16 protein-coding genes are annotated in these 15,324 nt (G+C 70.7%); 3 read left to right on the top strand and 13 right to left on the bottom strand.

Annotation, left to right across the window (positions count from 1 at the left end; genetic code table 11):
* Positions 1 to 106 precede the first annotated feature (106 nt).
* From BLT99_RS05035 to BLT99_RS05025, 3 genes are all read left to right on the top strand, one after another.
* A complete protein-coding gene (locus tag BLT99_RS05035) occupies positions 107 to 868 on the top strand; it encodes a peptidylprolyl isomerase (RefSeq protein WP_092669799.1) in 762 nt (253 codons plus the stop codon).
* A gap of 129 nt (positions 869 to 997) precedes the next feature.
* Positions 998 to 2,230, top strand: a complete 1,233-nt coding sequence (locus BLT99_RS05030) for a DUF349 domain-containing protein (protein ID WP_229724652.1) — start codon at positions 998 to 1,000, stop codon at positions 2,228 to 2,230.
* A gap of 103 nt (positions 2,231 to 2,333) precedes the next feature.
* On the top strand, positions 2,334 to 2,882 hold the full coding sequence (locus tag BLT99_RS05025; RefSeq protein WP_133988543.1) for a type IV toxin-antitoxin system AbiEi family antitoxin: 549 nt from the start codon (positions 2,334 to 2,336) through the stop codon (positions 2,880 to 2,882).
* Here BLT99_RS05025 and BLT99_RS05020 read toward each other — a convergent pair.
* From BLT99_RS05020 to pdxS, 13 genes are all read right to left on the bottom strand, one after another.
* Positions 2,879 to 5,131: a RelA/SpoT family protein gene (locus tag BLT99_RS05020; protein WP_092669793.1), complete on the bottom strand. Its 2,253-nt coding sequence runs from the start codon at positions 5,129 to 5,131 to the stop codon at positions 2,879 to 2,881. The genes BLT99_RS05025 and BLT99_RS05020 overlap by 4 nt on opposite strands.
* Positions 5,132 to 5,206: 75 nt before the next feature.
* Positions 5,207 to 6,229, bottom strand: coding sequence for a protein translocase subunit SecF (gene secF / locus BLT99_RS05015; protein WP_092669791.1), 1,023 nt, complete (start codon positions 6,227 to 6,229; stop codon positions 5,207 to 5,209).
* Positions 6,229 to 7,968, bottom strand: a complete 1,740-nt coding sequence (gene secD, locus BLT99_RS05010) for a protein translocase subunit SecD (RefSeq protein ID WP_092669789.1) — start codon at positions 7,966 to 7,968, stop codon at positions 6,229 to 6,231. The genes secF and secD overlap by 1 nt, the downstream gene beginning before the upstream one ends.
* Before the next feature lie 61 nt (positions 7,969 to 8,029).
* Positions 8,030 to 8,401, bottom strand: a complete 372-nt coding sequence (gene yajC / locus BLT99_RS05005) for a preprotein translocase subunit YajC (protein ID WP_092669787.1) — start codon at positions 8,399 to 8,401, stop codon at positions 8,030 to 8,032.
* Positions 8,402 to 8,468: 67 nt separating this feature from the next.
* Entirely contained in the window at positions 8,469 to 9,512 is a 1,044-nt protein-coding gene (gene ruvB, locus BLT99_RS05000; protein WP_092669785.1) for a Holliday junction branch migration DNA helicase RuvB, read from the bottom strand.
* Positions 9,509 to 10,129 (bottom strand): Holliday junction branch migration protein RuvA, encoded by a 621-nt coding sequence (gene ruvA, locus BLT99_RS04995; protein ID WP_092669783.1) that lies wholly within the window; start codon positions 10,127 to 10,129, stop codon positions 9,509 to 9,511. The genes ruvB and ruvA overlap by 4 nt, the downstream gene beginning before the upstream one ends.
* Complete coding sequence (gene ruvC / locus BLT99_RS04990) at positions 10,126 to 10,746, bottom strand: crossover junction endodeoxyribonuclease RuvC (RefSeq protein WP_092669781.1); 621 nt, start codon at positions 10,744 to 10,746, stop codon at positions 10,126 to 10,128. Before ruvC ends, ruvA begins: the two co-directional genes overlap by 4 nt.
* Before the next feature lie 5 nt (positions 10,747 to 10,751).
* Positions 10,752 to 11,513, bottom strand: a complete 762-nt coding sequence (locus BLT99_RS04985; protein ID WP_092669779.1) for a YebC/PmpR family DNA-binding transcriptional regulator — start codon at positions 11,511 to 11,513, stop codon at positions 10,752 to 10,754.
* A gap of 121 nt (positions 11,514 to 11,634) precedes the next feature.
* Positions 11,635 to 12,354 (bottom strand): hemerythrin domain-containing protein, encoded by a 720-nt coding sequence (locus BLT99_RS04980; RefSeq protein WP_157674936.1) that lies wholly within the window; start codon positions 12,352 to 12,354, stop codon positions 11,635 to 11,637.
* A gap of 132 nt (positions 12,355 to 12,486) precedes the next feature.
* Positions 12,487 to 13,011: a DUF1697 domain-containing protein gene (locus tag BLT99_RS04975; RefSeq protein WP_092669775.1), complete on the bottom strand. Its 525-nt coding sequence runs from the start codon at positions 13,009 to 13,011 to the stop codon at positions 12,487 to 12,489.
* 25 nt (positions 13,012 to 13,036) lie between these two features.
* A complete protein-coding gene (locus tag BLT99_RS04970) occupies positions 13,037 to 13,645 on the bottom strand; it encodes a hypothetical protein (protein WP_092669773.1) in 609 nt (202 codons plus the stop codon).
* A gap of 34 nt (positions 13,646 to 13,679) precedes the next feature.
* Positions 13,680 to 14,345, bottom strand: a complete 666-nt coding sequence (pdxT, locus tag BLT99_RS04965) for a pyridoxal 5'-phosphate synthase glutaminase subunit PdxT (RefSeq protein WP_092669771.1) — start codon at positions 14,343 to 14,345, stop codon at positions 13,680 to 13,682.
* Positions 14,339 to 15,229 carry a pyridoxal 5'-phosphate synthase lyase subunit PdxS gene (gene pdxS / locus BLT99_RS04960; protein WP_092669769.1) on the bottom strand — a complete coding sequence of 297 codons (891 nt, stop codon included), beginning with the start codon at positions 15,227 to 15,229 and terminating at the stop codon, positions 14,339 to 14,341. Before pdxS ends, pdxT begins: the two co-directional genes overlap by 7 nt.
* Positions 15,230 to 15,324: the final 95 nt, after the last annotated feature.

Genomic DNA, 15,324 nt, shown 5'->3' with positions numbered 1-15,324 from the left:
GCGTAGCCGCGGCATCCGACACCGACGCCGCGGCCCGCACCGGCTGATTGGCACGCCGGGCCCGCTCCCCCGTAGAGTCTCCCCGCAGGACCCCCGAAGGAGCAGCGTGGCAGCGAACGACCGTCAGGCGCGCGAGGAGCGTGCGCGCCTCCGCACCTACCAGGCACGTCAGGAGGTGCACCGCCGCGCGGTGCACCGTCGCAGGCGCGACAACGTCATCGCGGGAGTGGGCCTCGCCGTCGTGCTCGCGCTGGCGGTCGGAGCGCAGCTGTTCTACTTCAACGGCGGACCGGGCGCTCCGGAGGCGTCGCCGACGCCCACGCCCTCCGCCACGCCGGCGGCCGTGCCCTCCGCCGACCTCGCCGAGGACCGCACCTGGACCGGTGCGCTCACACTGAACGACACGGCGCTCTCGGTCGAGCTCGACGGCGCCGCGGCGCCCCAGGCGGTCTCGAGCACGATCAGCCTCGTCGAGGACGGCTTCTACGACGGGGTCTCGTGCCACCGCCTGACGACCGAGGGCATCTTCGTGCTGCAGTGCGGCGACCCGAACGGCGACGGGACGGGCGGTCCCGGCTACAACTACGGTCCGATCGAGAACGCGCCGGCCGACGGCGTCTACCCCGCGGGCACCATCGCCATGGCCCGCCAGCCGGGGAACGCCGAGAGCCAGGGCAGCCAGTTCTTCATCGTCTACGAGGACACCACGCTGCCCGCCGACGACGCCGGCGGCTACACCGTGATCGGACGCGTCACCTCGGGACTCGACGCCCTCGTCGCCGACGTGACCGACCTCGGCACCTCCGACGGCTCCACGGACGGCCCGCCCGCCCAGCCGGTGACCATCACGGGCTTCTCCCTCGAGTGAGAGGAGCGGGCCCCGAACACCGTCGCGATGGTGACCGGGGGCCGGGCGGTCTCCCGATCCGGGGGTGCAATAGGCTTGATGCCGTCATCCGCCGCGCACGCGGCATCCGACGAACGACAGGGTGAATCAGTGACCGATTCAGCACAGCAGCCGTGGGGCCGCGTCGACGAGACGGGCACCGTCTTCGTGCGGACCAGCGAGGGCGAGCGCGAGGTCGGGCAGTACCCCGACGCCACCCCGGAAGAGGCGCTGGCGTACTTCGAGCGCAAGTACGCCGACCTCGCCGGAGCCGTCGGGCTGCTCGAGCAGCGAGTGCGTCGCGGTGCCCCGGCGGCGGATGTCGCGAAGGCCGTCGCCACCCTCCAGGAGAGCGTTGCGAACGCCCACGCCGTCGGCGACCTCGAGTCGCTCTCGCGTCGCCTCGAGGCGCTCTCGGGCACCACGCAGGAGCTCACGGCGCAGCAGCAGGCCGAGGCCAAGGCGGCGCTGCAGGAGGCGATCGCCGAGCGGACGCGCATCGTCGAGCAGGCCGAGGCGCTCGCCGCACAGGACCCGTCGAAGACGCAGTGGAAGCAGACGAGCGCCGAGCTCGACGCCCTCTTCGCGCAGTGGCAGAAGCACCAGCAGGACGGCCCGCGCCTGCCCAAGGGCGAGGCCAACGAGCTGTGGAAGCGGTTCCGCGCCGCCCGCTCGACCATCGAGCAGCACCGCAAGGCGTTCTTCGCAGAGCTCGATGCGGCGCATCGCGACGTCCGCCAGCGCAAGCAGCGCCTCATCGAGCGCGCCGAGGCGCTCGCCCCCCGCGGCGCCGACGGCGTGGCCGAGTACCGGGCCCTGCTCGACGAGTGGAAGCAGGCGGGACGCGCCGGCAAGAAGGTCGACGACACGCTCTGGGCGAAGTTCAAGGCCGCCGGCGACGTGCTCTTCCAGGCCAAGGCCGAAGTCGACGCGAAGGACAACGAGGAGTACCGCGCCAACCTCACCGAGAAGCTCGCGCTCCTCGACGAGGCCGACAAGCTGCTCGCCTCGAAGGACGCGCGTGCGGCTCGGAACGCCCTCAACGGGATCCAGCGCCGATGGGACGAGATCGGTCGCGTCCCACGCGACCAGGTCCGCTCGGTCGAGGATCGCCTGCGGAAGGTCGAGAACCACGTGCGCACGCTCGAGGACGAGCGCTGGGAGCGCGAGGACCCCGAGAAGAAGGCGCGCTCCGAGGGCATGCTGGGCCAGCTGCACGACGCCATCGCCAAGCTCGAATCCGAGCTTGCGGCCGCCGAGGCTTCGGGCGACGCGAAGGCCGCCGCGACCGCGCGCGAGGCGCTCGAGGCACGGCGCGCCTGGCTCAAGGCCGTCGGCGGCTGACGCCCGGCGCGCGATCCGTCCACACGGGCGGGGCGCCCGGCGTTGTCCACAGGACGCCCGGGGCGAGCTCCGCGGCACTCATCGGATGGCGCAGCATGGGGGCATGGCAAGGCTCCCCGCGGTGCTCGGCACCGATGACCTCCCGCTCGCCGAGCTCTCCGCGGCGCGCCTCGACGGCGAGCTGTTCCGCTTGGGCGCCGGGTGGTGCCCGATCGACGAGCCCGACCTGCCCGCGCTGCGCGCCGCCGCCGTCGGGCCGCGCCGCCCCCCGCCGATGATCATCGAGCGACGGTCGGCGGCATGGGTGCACGGCGCACTCCCCCGTCCCCCGCAGGTCGCCGAGTACTGCGTGCCGCACGAGAGCCGGGTGGCCGTACGCACCGATCCCGGCTGCGTCGTGCGCGAGGTGGCCATCGACGCGTCCGACATCGCCGAATACGGCGGCGTCCGATGCACGACGGTCGAGCGAACGGTCTTCGACCTGGTGCGGGATGTCGCCGCCGACGAGGAGGCGACGATCGAGATCGTGCGGACGCTGTTCACCGCGGCGCCGTGGGCCCGCCATCCGGTGCACCGCCGCGTCTCGTCGGCGCACCGGCTGCCGCATCGCGCGGTGGCGCTGCGCCGGCTCGCGGGCGCGCTCGCCGCCTAGCCGTCGTTGACGCGGTAGACGTCGTACACCGCGTCGATGCGGCGCACGGCGTTGAGCACCCGGTCCAAGTGGGTCGTGTCGCCCATCTCGAAGACGAACCGGCTGAGCGCGAGACGGTCGGTCCCGGTCGACACGTTCGCCGAGAGGATGTTGACGTGGTGCTCCGACAGCACGCGCGTGACGTCCGAGAGGAGTCCGGCCCGATCGAGCGCCTCGATCTGGATCTGCACCAGGAAGACGCTCTTCGAGCTCGGCGCCCACTCGACGTCGATCATCCGCTCGGGCTCGCGAAGCAGCGACTGCACGTTGTGGCACGACGACTGGTGCACCGAGACGCCCGAACCCCGCGTGATGAATCCCACGATCTCGTCGCCCGGGACGGGCGTGCAGCAACGCGCCAGCTTCACGAGGATGTCGGGGGCGCCGCGCACGAGCACGCCCGAGTCGCTGTGTCGCGGGAGCGGCCTCGTGCGGACCGGGATGGGAAGGTCGGGCTCGTCGACGTCGTCGACGTCGCGCACGAGCGCCACGACCTTCTCGATGACCGACTGCGTGGAGACGTGCCCCTCGCCGACCGCGGCGTACAGCGACGAGACGTCGTCGTAGCGCAGCTGCGCGGCGACCTCGGCGAAGGACTCCTGGCTCATCAGCTTCTGGAGCGGCAGGTTCTGCTTGCGCATCGCGCGGGCGATGGCGTCGCGACCGTGCTCGATGGCCTCGTCGCGGCGCTCCTTGGTGAACCACTGGCGGATCTTGCTCCGGGCCCGCGGGCTCTTGACGAAGTTCAGCCAGTCCTTGCTCGGGCCCGAGTCGGGGTTCTTCGACGTGAACACCTCGACCACGTCGCCGCTGTTCAGCGTGCTCTCGAGCGGCACCAGCCGGCCGTTGACCTTGGCGCCCATCGTGCGGTGACCGACCTCGGTGTGGACCGCATACGCGAAGTCGACGGGAGTCGCACCAGCGGGCAGGCCGATGACCCGGCCCTTGGGCGTGAAGACGTAGACCTCCTTGGCGCCGATCTCGAAGCGCAGCGAGTCGAGGAACTCGCCGGGGTCGGCGGTCTCGGCCTGCCAGTCGGAGATGTGCGCCAGCCAGGCCATGTCGGCCTCGTCGCGCGAGCTCGCGACCTCGGCGCGACCACCGGCCATCCGCTCCTTGTACTTCCAGTGGGCGGCGACACCGTACTCGGCGCGCTGGTGCATGTCGTGCGTGCGGATCTGGATCTCGACCGGGCGCCCCTTCGGGCCGATCACGGTCGTGTGCAGCGACTGGTAGAGGTTGAACTTCGGTGTCGCGATGTAGTCCTTGAACCGCCCCGGGAGCGGCGTCCAGCGCGCGTGGATCGAGCCGAGGATGGCGTAGCAGTCGCGCACGGTGTTCACGAGCACGCGGATGCCGACGAGATCGTAGATCTCGTCGAAGTCGCGGCCGCGCACGATCATCTTCTGGTAGATCGAGTAGTACTGCTTGGGTCGCCCGACGACCTTGCCGCGGATGCGGGCGGCCTTGAGATCCTCTGAGACCATGTCGATCACCGACTGGACGTACTGCTCGCGCTGCGGCGTCCGGCCCTTCACGAGGCTCTCGATCTCGGCGTAGAGCTTCGGGTAGAGCACCGCGAAGGAGAGGTCCTCGAGCTCCCACTTGATCGTCTGGATGCCGAGGCGGTGTGCGAGGGGCGCGTAGATCTCGAGCGTCTCGGTCGCCTTGCGCGCGGCGGAGTCGGCCGGGACGAAACCCCACGTGCGGGCGTTGTGCAGGCGGTCGGCGAGCTTGATGATGAGCACGCGGATGTCCTTCGACATCGCGACGATCATCTTCCGGACGGTCTCGGCCTGGGTGGAGTCGCCGTACTTGACCTTGTCGAGCTTCGTGACTCCATCGACGAGCATCGCGATCTCGTCGCCGAAGTCGGCGCGCAGCTGGTCGAGCGTGTATGCCGTGTCTTCCACCGTGTCGTGGAGCAGGGCCGCGGCCACGGCCTTCGAGCCGATGCCGAGGTCGGCGAGGATCTGCGCGACCGCGATCGGATGTGTGATGTACGGCTCACCGCTGCGGCGCTTCTGCCCTTCGTGCGCACGCTCGGCGACCGTGTAGGCGCGCTCGATCACCGAGAGGTCGGCCTTCGGATGGTGCATCCGCACGGTTCGGAGGACGGTGTCGACCGCGCCGGTCGGCAGGGCCTTCGAGAAGATCCGGGGTACGAGACGGCGCAGCGATGCCGTCGAGTTGACTCCGGTCTCGGTCATGCCCGCACCTCCAGACCTCAATTATCACCGCTCCGGGAGGAGCCGTGCGCCACCGAGGTCGGCGGGCACGGACCCTCAGGAGACGGGGACGGGACTCACGCCTGCGGCGGCCGAGCCGCCCGCGCGCTCGCGCTCCTTCAGCACCTTCTGGTCGTGCCGCTTGATCTCGGGCTCACCCTCTCGCAGCTGCGAGTAGAGCGGTGCGGCGATGAACACCGTCGACCACGTTCCGACGAGGATGCCGATGAGCAGCGCAAGGGAGATGTCGCGAAGGGTGTCGGCACCGAGCACGCCGGCACCGATGAACAGGATCGCGGCGACCGGCAGGGCGGCGACGACGCTCGTGTTGATCGAGCGCACCAGCGTCTGGTTCACCGCGAGGTTCACCGATTCGGCGAAGGTGCGGCGGGATTCCTGTCCGTCTTCGGCCGTGTTCTCGCGGATCTTGTCGAACACCACGACGGTGTCGTACAGCGAGTAGCTCAGGATCGTCAGCACACCGATGGTGGCGGCCGGGCTGATCTCGAAGCCGACCGCTGCATAGATGCCGACCGTGGCGATCAGGTCGCCGACGAGGGCGATGATGGCCGCGAGCGACATCTTCCACGTGCGGAAGTACAGCGCCATGATGATGGCGGCGAGCAGGACGAAGGCGATGAGGCCGATGAGGGCCTGCCTCGTCACGTCGGCGCCCCAGCTCGGGCCGATGAACGACGAGGTCACCTCGGACTCGGGCACGTCGTACGCCTCGGCCAGCGCGGCGGTGATCTCACGCGACTCGGCCTGCTCGAGCTGCTCGGTCTGCACGCGCACGCCGTCGCCGCCCACGATCGTGACGTGCGACACCGCACCCGGGACGACGGAGGCGACGGCATCGCTCGCGGGCTGAGTGGTCGCGTCCTGCACCCCGGCGATCTGGAACTGCGATCCGCCACGGAACTCGATGCTGAAGTTCACGCCTCGCAGCAGCGGAATCGCGATCGAGAGGATGATCAGCACCGCCGCGACGGCGTACCACTTCTTGCGGCCGCCGACGAAGTTGAACGAGCGCTTGCCCGTGTAGAGGTCGTTGCCGAACTGGGTGAGCCGGTTGGCCATCAGGACTCCTTGCCTTCGCCGGCGCCGACGGTGGCGTCGACCTGTGCTGCCTTGCGCTCGGCGATCGTCTGGCGCTTCTGCGCCTCGCGCGAGCTGGAGGCCGCCTTCTTCGCCGGCACGGCGACCGGCTTGCGGAACTCGGCACGGCCCCGGTAGACGGCGCCGAGCGCCTGCGGGTCGAGGCCCGACCAGGTGTGTCCGCTCGAGAAGAAGCGCGTCTGCGCGAGCAGCTGCAGCATCGGGTGGGTGAACAGGATCACGACGACGACATCGATGATCGTCGTCAGTCCGAGGGTGTAGGCGAAGCCCTTGACGCTGCCGACCGCGAGGATGAAGAGCACCACCGCGGCGAGCAGGTTGACGCCCTTGGACGCCAGGATCGTGCGGAACGCGCGCTTCCAACCGGCCTCGACGGCGCCGACGAGCGGACGGCCGTCGCGCAACTCGTCGCGCACGCGCTCGAAGTACACGATGAACGAGTCGGCCGTGAAGCCGATCGCGACGATCAGACCGGCGATACCGGCGAGCGAGAGCCGGTAGCCCTCGCGCCACGACAGGATCGTGATCGACAGGTAGGTGATGAGCCCCACGATCACGAGCGAGGCGATCGTGACGCTGCCGAGGGCGCGGTACTGGAACAGCGTGTAGATGACGACCAGGATGAGGCCGATGAGGCCGGCGATGAGGCCCGACTGCAGCTGCGAGGTACCGAGCGTCGCCGAGATGGTGTCGGACGACTGCACCTCGAAGCTGATCGGCAGCGCGCCGAACTTCAGCTGGTCGGCCAGGGCCTTCGAGGACTGCTGGTCGAAGTTGCCGGTGACCTGCGGCCGGCCGTCGGTGATCACGCCGTTCATCTGCGGCGCGGAGAGCACCGCGCCGTCGAGCACGAATGCGAACTGGTCGCGCGGCGTCTGTCCGTTGAGCGCGAACAGGCGCTGGCTCACCTCGGCGAACTGCTCGGTGCCGCGGTCGTTGAAGACGATGTTGACCGCCCACTGACCGGTCGAAGCGCCGGTCTGCGTCTGCACCATGCCGTTGGTCGCGTCGACGATGTCCTCACCGCTGACCTCGACCGGGCCGAGCAGGTACTTGATCTGGCGCGTGGTGTCGCACGTCACGAGCGGCTCGTCGGACGCCGCGACGTTGGCCTCGCCCTCGTCGAGCGCGGCGCAGTCGAAGGTGTCGAACTCGTCCTGCAGCGCGGGCGTGACCCAGTTCGGGTCGCTCGCGTCGGTCGGCTCGACGGTCGGAGTCGCCTGGAGCTCCTCCTCGGCGCCGTCGGTCGGCTCGGGGCTCGCGCTCGGGTCGATCGACTGGTTCGTCGCGGCATCCGCGAGCAGCACCGGACGCAGCTCGAGCTTGGCCGACGACTCGATGCGGTTGCGCGTCTGCTCGTCGAGCTCGCCCGGGATGCGGACGACCACGTTCGAACCCTCGGTGTTGATCTCGGCCTCGGCGACGCCCGAGGCGTCGACGCGCTGGCGGATGATCGAGACCGCCTGGTCGAGCTGCTCCTGCGAGACCGAGGCACCAGCCTCGACCTGCGGCGCGAGGATGATCTGCGTTCCGCCCTCGAGGTCGAGCGCGAGCTTCGGCGTCCACGAGCCGTTGCCCCAGATCACGCCGGCGGCGTTGATGCCGAACAGGGCGATGATGATGACGCCGAGCCACGTGAGGGATCGCACCGCCTTGCGGACGGGCGTGGGTCGGGAGGACCGCTTGGATGGTGCAGCCACTGATTCTGCTTTCTGTGCCGGAGCCCGGGCGTCGTCGCGCGGGCCGAGCGGTGGATGAGCTCTAGTCGTCGGACTTCTTGACGTCGGGCGTCTCGTCGCCCGGCGTCTCGTCGACGCGCTCGCCGAACTCGGGCTCGCCCTCTACCGCGGCCGGCGTCGTCGCCTCGACCGCGTCGACGACGCGCGCGATGGTCTGGCGGTGGACCGTCAGCACGGTGCCCGGGGTCGACTCGAGCTCCACCTGGTTCTCCTCTTCGTCGATGGAGAGGATCGTGCCGAACAGCCCGAAGTTGGTCATGACCTTGGCGCCCGGGACGACCTTCGTCTGCAGCTCGCGCGCGTCGCTCTGGCGCTTGCGCGAGTTGCGGAACATGAAGAAGATCAGCACCGCCAGGACGGCGAGCATGATGATGGTGAACGGGTCGAAGACCATGGGGTGGAAACCTTCCGGGGTGCGCAGCGCGCACGATCAAGGGCGGGGCGGCCGAAGCCTCCAAGGATTATAGGTCATCGATCGGAAGGGTCGTCGGACCCTCCACACCCTCGCGCACGAGCCCGAAGTGACGCCAGGCCGCCGGGGTCGCGACGCGCCCGCGCGGCGTGCGCGTGATCAGCCCGATTCGCACGAGGAAGGGCTCGACGACGGCCTCGATGGTCTCGGCCTCCTCGCCGACCGAAACGGCCAGCGTGTTGAGCCCGACGGGGCCACCGCCGAACCGCGTCAGGATCGTCATCATCACCGCGCGATCGAGCCGGTCGAGCCCGAGCGGGTCGACGTCGTACAGCTCGAGCGCCGCGCGGACGGCGTCGACATCGGCGCGCCCCCCGTGGACCAGGGCGTAGTCGCGGACGCGTCGCAGCAGCCGATTCGCGATGCGCGGAGTACCGCGGCACCGCCCGGCGATCTCGGCGATCGCCTCGCCGTCGATCGCGAGGCCGAGCATGGTGGCCGCGCGCGCGAGGACCTGCTCGAGCTCGGCCTCGTCATAGAACTCGAGGTGCGCGGTGAAGCCGAAGCGGTCGCGCAGCGGGTTGGGCAGCAGGCCGGCGCGAGTGGTCGCCCCGACCAGCGTGAACGGCGCGAGATCGAGGGGCACCGACGTGGCGCCGGCGCCCTTGCCGACCATGATGTCGATGCGGAAGTCCTCCATGGCGAGGTAGAGCATCTCTTCTGCCGAACGGGCCATGCGGTGGATCTCGTCGATGAAGAGCACCTCGCCCGGCACGAGCGAGGACAGGATGGCGGCGAGGTCGCCCGCGTGCTGGATGGCGGGACCGCTCGACATGCGCAACGGCCGGCCTCCCTCGTGGGCCACGATCATCGCGAGGGTCGTCTTGCCCAGCCCGGGAGGTCCGGCGAGCAGGATGTGGTCGGGCGTGCGCTGCTGGAGGGCCGCCGCCGAGAGCAGCAGCTGCAGCTGGCCCCGCACCCGGGTCTGCCCCACGAACTCCTCGAGGCTGCGCGGCCGGAGCGCGCCTTCGAAGGCGAGCTCGGCCTCGGACGCGAGCACGGGATCGGTGAGGTCGACCTCGGCGTCGCTCATCGCGCCCTCGCAGCCGACTGCGCCGGGCCCAGCCGAGCGAGCGTCAGGCGAAGCAGGGCGGGCACGGAGGCCGCCGCGACCGGATCGGCCGTCTCGAGGGTCTCGGCGAGCGCCTCGCCGGCGAGCTTCTCGGACCAGCCGAGCCCGGTCAGCGCGGCGAGGACGTCGTCGGCGATGCCACCGGCGGCGACCGGCGCACCCGACGGCGCAACGACGGGAGCGACCAGCTTGCCGGCGAGCGAGACCGTGATGAGCTTGGCCGTCTTGGGCCCGATGCCGCTCACGCGCCGGAACGCGGCGTCGTCGTCGGACTCGACGGCGCGAGCGACCTCGATCGGCGACATCGCCGAGAGCACGCCGAGCGCCGACTTCGGCCCCACCCCGGTCACGCCGATGAGCAGCTCGAACACGTCGAGCTCGTCTCGCGTCGCGAAGCCGAAGAGGGTCATCGCGTCTTCTCGCACGATGAGGGCGGTGTGCACGAACACGTCGTCGCCCTGGCGGCTGGACAGCACGAACGCCGGGGTGGCGTGCACCAGGTAGCCGACGCCCGCGACGTCGACGACGAGCGTTCCGCCGGAAGCCGAGGCCACACGGCCGCGCAGGGAGGAGATCACTCCTTCACCCTACGGGCGGCCCCCGACACGGCCGCGGCACGCTCAGCGGCGCGCCATGCCCTCTGTGCGGGCGTCAGCCCGGATCCGTCCCCGGCGCCGGAGGCTCGGGCACCCGCCGCGTCCGCGATCGCCGCGCCGGCGACTCCGCCGGTCCGCCACGCATGGCAGATCGCGAGCGCGAGGGCGTCCGCGGCATCCGCCGGCTTCGGCACGGCCTCGAGCCCGAGGATGCGGGCAACCATCGCGCCCACCTGCTTCTTGTCGGCGCGGCCGTACCCGGTGATCGCCGCCTTGACCTCGCTGGGCGTGTGCAGGGCGACCGGCAGCGCGCGTCGTTCGGCGATGAGCATCGCGACGCCCGAGATCTGCGCCGTGCCCATGATCGTCGACACGTCGCTGCGCGCGAACACGCGCTCGAGCGCCACGGCCTGCGGCCGGAGCTCCTCGACGATCGCCTCGAGCCCGTCGGCGATGCGGGCGAGCCGGCCCGGCGTCGCGAGTTCCGCGGGCGAGCGCAGCACCACCACGTCGACGAGGGTCGCGGTCCGGTCGGGCGCGACGTCGACGACGCCCACGCCGCAGCGGGTCAGCCCGGGGTCGATGCCGAGGACCCGCACCGCGACTACTCCGACTCGTTCTCGAGCTCGGCCTGCACCTCGGGCGTGAGGTCGAAGTTGCTGTAGACGTTCTGCACGTCGTCGCTGTCTTCCAGCGCGTCGATCAGACGGAAGACCTTCTTGGCGGTCTCGGCGTCGATCTCGACCTTGAGGTTGGGTACGAACTCGATGTCGGCCGACTCGTAGTCGAGGCCCGCCTCCTGCAGCGCCTTGCGCACCTCGACCATGTCGGAGGGCTCGGTGACGACCTCGAATCCCTGGGCGTGCGGCTCGATCTCCTCGGCGCCGGCCTCGAGGGCGGCCATCATGACGTCGTCCTCGGTCGTGCCGTCGCCGCTGACGACGATGACGCCCTTGCGGGTGAAGTTGTACGCGACCGAGCCCGGGTCGGCGAGCGTGCCGCCGTTGCGGCTGAGCCCGGTGCGGACCTCGGCGGCGGCGCGGTTCTTGTTGTCGGTGAGCACCTCGATCATGAGGGCCACGCCGTTCGGCCCGTACGCCTCGTACGTGATGTTCTGGTACTCGACCGCCTCGCCGCCGATGCCGGCGCCTCGCTTGATGGCACGGTCGATGTTGTCGTTCGGGACCGAGGTCTTCTTGGCCTTCTGCACGGCGTCGTACAGGGTGGGGTTGCCGTTGAGGTCGGCGCCGCCGAGCTTGGCCGCGACCTCGATGTTCTTGATGAGCTTGGCGAACGACTTCGCGCGGCGCGCGTCGATGACGGCCTTCTTGTGCTTGGTCGTCGCCCACTTGGAATGCCCGGACATGCGTCTCCCGTAACGGTGATCAGTACCGGGACATTCTAGGCCAGCGCACCGCCGTCACCGTCGACGCGGGCTCGGCGGGCCGTACCGGGGGGGATGCCGCGGCGGGGCGGTCTGCGTCGCCTCACGCGAAGGCGGCCGCCGCTCGGTCGGGGAAGAGCCGCACGAGTGCCCGCTCGTACTGCCGCCGGCCGATGACGCGGTAGGCGACGCGGATCGGGGCCGGCAGCTGGGTCGCGACCCACTCGTCGCGTTCGGCCTCGGGCACGCTGTCGATCATGAGCCCCAGCAGCAGGAAGACGGGCAGCGGCGGCTTGTGGCGACGCGCGTGGCGATGGATGTCGTCCCACTCCTCGTCGGAGAGCACGGCGTCGAGCACCGGGAACGCGTCGCGCTCCTCGTCGGCGAGGTGCTCCACGAGCAGGCGGTCGACCTCGTCGAGCTCGGCGGCCAGCCTCGCGGCCGCCGCGGCGTTCGCATGCGTCGCCCACTCGTCGATCAGCACGTCGACGGCGTCGAGACGATCGGAGACCGCCTGATGCTGGCGGATCATGAGCGCCACGTGGAGGCCGCAGGCCGGCGCCCGGTCGCGCATCGGGTCCCAGAAGAACTCGTCCTCGGTGCGGTGGTGCACGTGCAGCAGCGTCGTGATGCCGTGCAGGTGCTTCGCGAGGAACCTGGCGCGATCGGTGTCGCCCGGCTCGACATCCCGCACGAGACGCGGGGCGTCGGCGAAGAGCCGGCGGAAGATCCGGTGGATCACCACCACCTCGTCGCTGCGGCAGGTCGTGGCCGGGGCGGCGTCGAGCGCAGGTGCGCCGGTGCTGGGAAGTCGAGTGGTCATGCCCGAACACAACCGGATGTCGCGATCCGCCGCGCCCGTGCGGTCCCCCGTCCCACCCCGGGGCCATCCCCCGTTCATGGCCGGGGATGGCACTGAGTCCGCCTGACGGGCATACCGCAGGCGGCGCCATCATCAGAGCAGCTTCTCGAGCGTGCGCAGGTTCCGGTTGGTGGTGGTCGGCTTGAACGCGGGCCTCGCGAGCACCTTCGCGAATCCGGTGTCGACCGTGGTGCCCTTGACCGGGTTCCAGTAGACGACGCCGTCTCCGCGTTCGAGCGGATCCGCATGGGGGTCCGGCTCGCCTGCGGCCGTCATGAGCTCGTCGACGACCGATGGCTCCGAGGCGAAGACGACGTACGGCTGACGCGACGCATCGGTCGCATCGAACGGGAACGCCGCGACGATCGCCCGGAGGCGGCTGGGCGTGATCAGGACGATCCACGCCTCGTACCCGAAGCGGTCCGACAGGGCCCGCTCGATGTCGCGCTTCAGCGCGGCGGCATCCGCTCGATCGCTCTCGAACGCGACATTGCCGCTGGCGAGCACGGTCCGCACCCCGGTGAAGCCGAGCCCGGCGAACGTCTCGCGCAACTCGGCGGACTTGACCGTGACGCCGCCGACATTGACTCCGCGCAGCAGCGCGATCCAGTCGCTCATGCGGCCAGCGTAGGGCGGCCCGCCGTCATGGCCCGGGAATCCGCACCCCGACGGCGCGTGCCTCGAGCGCGGCCAGCGCTCGGATGGTTTCGCCGTCGCCACGACGCCATCCCGCGGCGGCGTCGGCGTCGGCGGCGAGGACGTCGAACAGGCTGCGGTCGGTCAGCGCGCGCAGCGCGAGCAGGTCGGCGCCGCCCGGACGCGTGAGGAGCGTGGTCGTGCGCCGCGCGCGAACCGCGCGCACGAGGCGTGGCGCCACCCACAGCAGGAGCACCACCCCGATGGGCAGGGCCGCGATGCCGATCGCGGCGAACAGCGCGATCCAGCCGACCACGTCCTGCTGTCCGCGACCCACCGACTCGAGCGTCGCCCCTGCCGCGCTGGCTCCGTCGAACGGTGCGGCGATGCCGGACCCGATGATCGGCACGTCGGCGAGGGTGTCCCCGATGTCGGTCATGCTGCCGCGGAATCCCGTGCCGGCCTCCTCGAGCTGCCGGCCCAGTGCGGCGAACTCCGTCACGAATCCGTGGAAGACCACGGCGGCCCACACCGCCACGGCGACCAACGCGAGCGCGACGAGGTCTCCGATGACCTGCGCCACACGGCGGCCGGCGAAATCCGAGTACAGCTTCATGCCCCCAACTCTGGCGTGGTCGCGGGCTCCTGCGCTATGCGATCGCCGCGGATGCCGACGCCGCGGCGCCCGCGCGTGCGCGCACCTTCGCGAGGAAGTACTCGTGGAACCGCACGTCGCCCTGGATCTCGGGGTGGAAGCTCGTGCCGATGAGGTCGCCCTGCTCGACGGCGACGACGCGGCCGTCGGGCAACGAGGCGAGCGGGGCGGCCTTCTCGCCCAGCGACTCCACGACCGGCCCGCGGATGAACACCGCGCGGACGGGCTCGCCGCCGAGCGCCGGGACCTCGAGATCGGTCTCGAACGACTGGTTCTGCGATCCGAACGCGTTGCGGCGCACGACCACGTCGAGCCCGCCGAAGTTCTGCTGGCCGTCGATCGCGTCGAGCAGCGTATCGGCGATCATGATGAGCCCCGCGCACGTTCCGTAGACGGGGAGTCCCTCGGCGATGCGGCGCCGCAGCGGCTCGGCGACCCCGAACGCGCGCGACAGCTTGTCCATGACGGTCGACTCGCCGCCGGGGATGACGAGACCGTCGAGCCCCTCCACGTCCTCGGGTCGCCGGACGAGCACGACCCGGGCGCCGAGCTCGGCCAGCACGCGCGCGTGCTCGCGGAAGTCGCCCTGCAGGGCGAGCACGCCGACCGTGGGGCCCGTGGCATCCGCGCGCCCCACGGACTCGTCGCGAAGCGTCACCATCCGCGCTCTGCGAGGCGGTGCGGCGCGGCGAGGTCGGCGACGTTGATGCCGACCATCGCCTCACCGAGCCCGCGCGAGACCTCGGCGATGACCTTCGGGTCGTCGTAGAACGTGGTCGCCTTCACGATCGCGGCGGCGCGCTGCTCGGGGCTGCCCGACTTGAAGATGCCCGAGCCCACGAACACGCCGTCGGCGCCGAGCTGCATCATCATCGCGGCGTCGGCGGGGGTGGCCACGCCGCCCGCGGTGAACAGCACCACCGGGAGCTTGCCCGTCTCTGCGACCTCCAGTACGAGCTCGTACGGCGCCTGCAGCTCCTTGGCCGCGACGTAGACCTCGTCGCGCGTCATCGACTTGAGCTGGTTGATCTCGGAGGTGATCTTGCGGATGTGCTTGGTGGCCTCGGACACGTCGCCCGTGCCCGCCTCGCCCTTCGAGCGGATCATCGCCGCGCCCTCGTTGATGCGTCGCAGCGCCTCGCCCAGGTTGGTCGCGCCGCACACGAAGGGGGTCGTGAACGCCCACTTGTCGATGTGGTTGACGTAATCGGCCGGTGAGAGCACCTCGGACTCGTCGATGTAGTCGACGTCGAGCGCCTGCAGGACCTGCGCCTCGACGAAGTGGCCGATGCGGGCCTTGGCCATGACGGGGATGGACACCTCGGCGATGATCGCCTCGATCAGGTCGGGGTCGCTCATCCGCGCGACACCGCCCTGCGCCCGGATGTCGGCCGGGACGCGCTCGAGGGCCATGACGGCCACGGCTCCGGCGTCCTCGGCGATGCGCGCCTGCTCCGGCGTGACGACGTCCATGATCACGCCGCCCTTCAGCATCTCGGCGAGGCCGCGCTTCACGCGGCTGGAGCCGGTCTGGGCAGTGCTCATCGGTGGTTCCCTTCGACGGATGACGCGCGATCGCGCAACTCGCGGACAAGACGGTTGCTTGGCCTAGGCCAAAAGATAGCATGGTCCCGACCTTG

The sequence above is a fragment of the Agromyces flavus genome, assembly GCF_900104685.1.
GTDB classification, from domain to species: Bacteria; Actinomycetota; Actinomycetes; order Actinomycetales; family Microbacteriaceae; genus Agromyces; species Agromyces flavus.
The sequence above is the reverse complement of the archived record's forward strand: the minus strand, read 5'-3'. Positions and strand labels throughout refer to the sequence as shown.